The sequence below is a fragment of the Aeromonas sp. HMWF015 genome (assembly GCF_963878965.1).
Taxonomy (GTDB): domain Bacteria; phylum Pseudomonadota; class Gammaproteobacteria; order Enterobacterales; family Aeromonadaceae; genus Aeromonas; species Aeromonas veronii.
Map to the genome: position 1 here is coordinate 1 of NZ_CAWNZT010000273.1, position 2,457 is coordinate 2,457.

Annotated in this window: 4 protein-coding genes; 3 read left to right on the forward strand and 1 reads right to left on the reverse strand. The window is 54.1% G+C overall.

Annotated elements, in window-relative coordinates; all coding sequences use genetic code 11:
- Positions 1 to 11 precede the first annotated feature (11 nt).
- Both AACS18_RS14350 and AACS18_RS14355 read left to right on the forward strand, forming a co-directional pair.
- The gene (locus AACS18_RS14350) at positions 12 to 218 is read left to right on the forward strand and encodes a DUF1107 domain-containing protein (RefSeq protein ID WP_005336998.1); all 207 of its coding nucleotides are present in this window, start codon (positions 12 to 14) and stop codon (positions 216 to 218) included.
- Between the two features lie 164 nt (positions 219 to 382).
- The gene (locus AACS18_RS14355; RefSeq protein ID WP_108612517.1) at positions 383 to 1,300 is read left to right on the forward strand and encodes a DMT family transporter; all 918 of its coding nucleotides are present in this window, start codon (positions 383 to 385) and stop codon (positions 1,298 to 1,300) included.
- Positions 1,301 to 1,461: 161 nt separating this feature from the next.
- Here AACS18_RS14355 and AACS18_RS14360 read toward each other — a convergent pair whose 3' ends face one another.
- Positions 1,462 to 1,947 (reverse strand): cell division inhibitor, encoded by a 486-nt coding sequence (locus AACS18_RS14360; RefSeq protein ID WP_108612518.1) that lies wholly within the window; start codon positions 1,945 to 1,947, stop codon positions 1,462 to 1,464.
- Positions 1,948 to 2,177: 230 nt separating this feature from the next.
- Between AACS18_RS14360 and AACS18_RS14365 the strand changes: the two genes are divergently transcribed.
- Entirely contained in the window at positions 2,178 to 2,375 is a 198-nt protein-coding gene (locus AACS18_RS14365) for a DUF4250 domain-containing protein (protein WP_005333612.1), read from the forward strand.
- Positions 2,376 to 2,457: the final 82 nt, after the last annotated feature.

Below are 2,457 nucleotides of genomic sequence, written 5' to 3' on the forward strand. Positions count from 1 at the left end.
GGTTGCAAACGATGAGAGTGTTCAAGAAGTACCTGCCACTGATGGTGGCAAAGCATGTCAAAACCTTCTTTAAAGGTCGGATTTACATCCATGGTCGGGGGCGGTTTGATTTCCAATCCGGTTTGTTGCTGATGCCGAATCCGGCGGATATTCCCCACCGCCAGACAGTCACCGAGGTCAACGAGCTGATCTCCAGACTGCACATGGATGCCGCGTGATGCGCTTCTGAATCTGTTTCTGCACTGATATGCCCGCACTTTTGCAGGCATATTTGTTTCTGGCGACTGGCGTTCACCGCGTGGCTGTTCAGGCCCACACCTTTGTTTCTCTCCCATACCCCCCTATACTGGCCCGCTGTTGTCTCTTCGGTCTGGATCTTCTCATGCCCCTTGCCTTTCTGTTTCCCTTTTCCTGCATTGCCATCTGGGCTGGCAATGGCATCGTCAGCAAACTGGCGGTTGGTGTGTTGTCCCCGGCAGCCTTGGCCTGGTCGCGCTGGGTGGTGGCTGCGCTGGTATTAAGCCCGTTTCTGGCCCGTCGGGTATGGCGTGCGCGTGTCCGCCTGCGCGCTGGCCTTTGGCAGATCGCCATGCTGGCTTCGCTGGGCATGGTGCTTAACCAGACTTTTGGTTACTACGCGGCGCAAACGCTGGGTGCCACCGAGATGGGGTTGATGATGGGTCTGACGCCGCTGCTGACCGTGTTGTTCAGCATCTGGCTGCTGCGCGAGCGGCCCACCTGGGGCGCTGTGCTGGGGGCGCTGCTTTCCATCCTTGGCTTGTCTATCTTGCTGGGGCAGGGGGACCCGACCCGGCTGTTTACCCAAGGCATTCATATCGGCTCTGTCTATATGCTGATTTCGGCCGGTACTTATGCCCTTTACAGCGTGCTGCTCAAGAAGTGGGATCTGGGGCTCGACAACTGGTCGCTGCTCTACGGTCAGGTGATCTGCAGTGTGGTGATCCTGACCCCCTTCTTTTTGCTGGTGGATGGCCAGTGGCCAGATGGGCGGGCCCTGTGGCTGATCCTCTATGCCGGGATCCCCACTTCGGCGCTCTCACCCTGGCTCTGGATGCAGGGTATCGCCCTGCTCGGTGCCAACCGTACCGCCATCTTTATGAACCTGCTGCCGGTGATGACGGCTGGCCTTGCCATCACTCTGCTGGGTGAGCGGTTGACCAGCTATCACCTGATCGGGGGTGGGATGACCCTGCTGGGGGTTTTGCTGGCTCAGTTGCTGGTGCGTCCGGTGGTGATGGGTCGCCGCCGGGTAATGCTGGCTCCTTGTCCCGAAGAGTAATCTTGCTGTGAAAGCGTAGAGGGGCCAAGTGGCCTGCTTGACCTTCAATGAAAAGCGCCTGCAGCAATGCAGGCGCTTTTCATTTTGCTGGGATTTTACTGAGTAATGATGGCAATGGCTTTGTCGTTGCAGCCATGCCCAAGAATGGGCCAAATTTTAACTTAGTGATTTAGATAGATATCTTGCTCTGCATAGGCCAGCAGAGGTGTGCCGAGGTTAGTCCGTTTCACGCCAAAGAAGCGGGTGAGTACGCCAGATTGCTGTCCCAGTCGCTGCAGCTTGACGTGATCCAGCTCGATCTGCTCGGGTAGCCAGGTAAATACGGCGGCGCAGTGACCATTGCCCAGACTGCGCTCCAGGGTTTGCTGCCAGTTCTTGATTTTGGGGCTATGTACCACCAGCACTCTCTTGGGATCGATACCTCGCTCTTCCAGACGGCTGACTGTGGGGCGTCCAGGCGGGGCGATCAACAAGATCCAGCCGGTATGAGCCTCCCCAAGCTTTGTCAGCTCGCTCAGAAACTGATCATCAGACTGGATAGTCACACCATAATGAGCCAACTCCGCTTTGCAGGCGGTTCTGGTTGGCCAGGGCTTGCTCATGACACGATTCATCGCAAAGGGCTGCGGGTGCAGGGGCTGGTTCATATATGGGGTTCCTGTATGAATATCCAAGCTGTATGTGTATACAGTATTTCTATCCTGTGGCAGTGACAAGGTGTTTTTGCTGAAAAATGTGATGGTGTTGGCATGTGTCGTTAGTAAGGTTATGTTTTTAAACACTATTTAATATAAAGCCAGTTGGGTATTTTTCGTACTATGGACAAACCTTGCGTAACCGCCCATGGTTATACAGGTCATTTACAGGAGGTGCCGCCATGGATATCAGTACCTTGCAACGTCTTGATGCCAACATCTTGCTGGGCATCATCAATGAGAAGCTAAGGCTTGAGTGTGACGGGTTGGAGGAGTTGCTGGCCTATTACGATATGAGTGAAGAGCAGTTGGCAGGGCGTCTGGATCAGATTGGGTACCATTACGATCCATTGAGCAATCAGTTCAAAGCACATCTTTAAGGGTGCAATGATTGCTTCATATTTATACGGTAATTTTTCAGGCACATTGAAACCGGTTTCAATGTGCCTGAAAAATTACCGT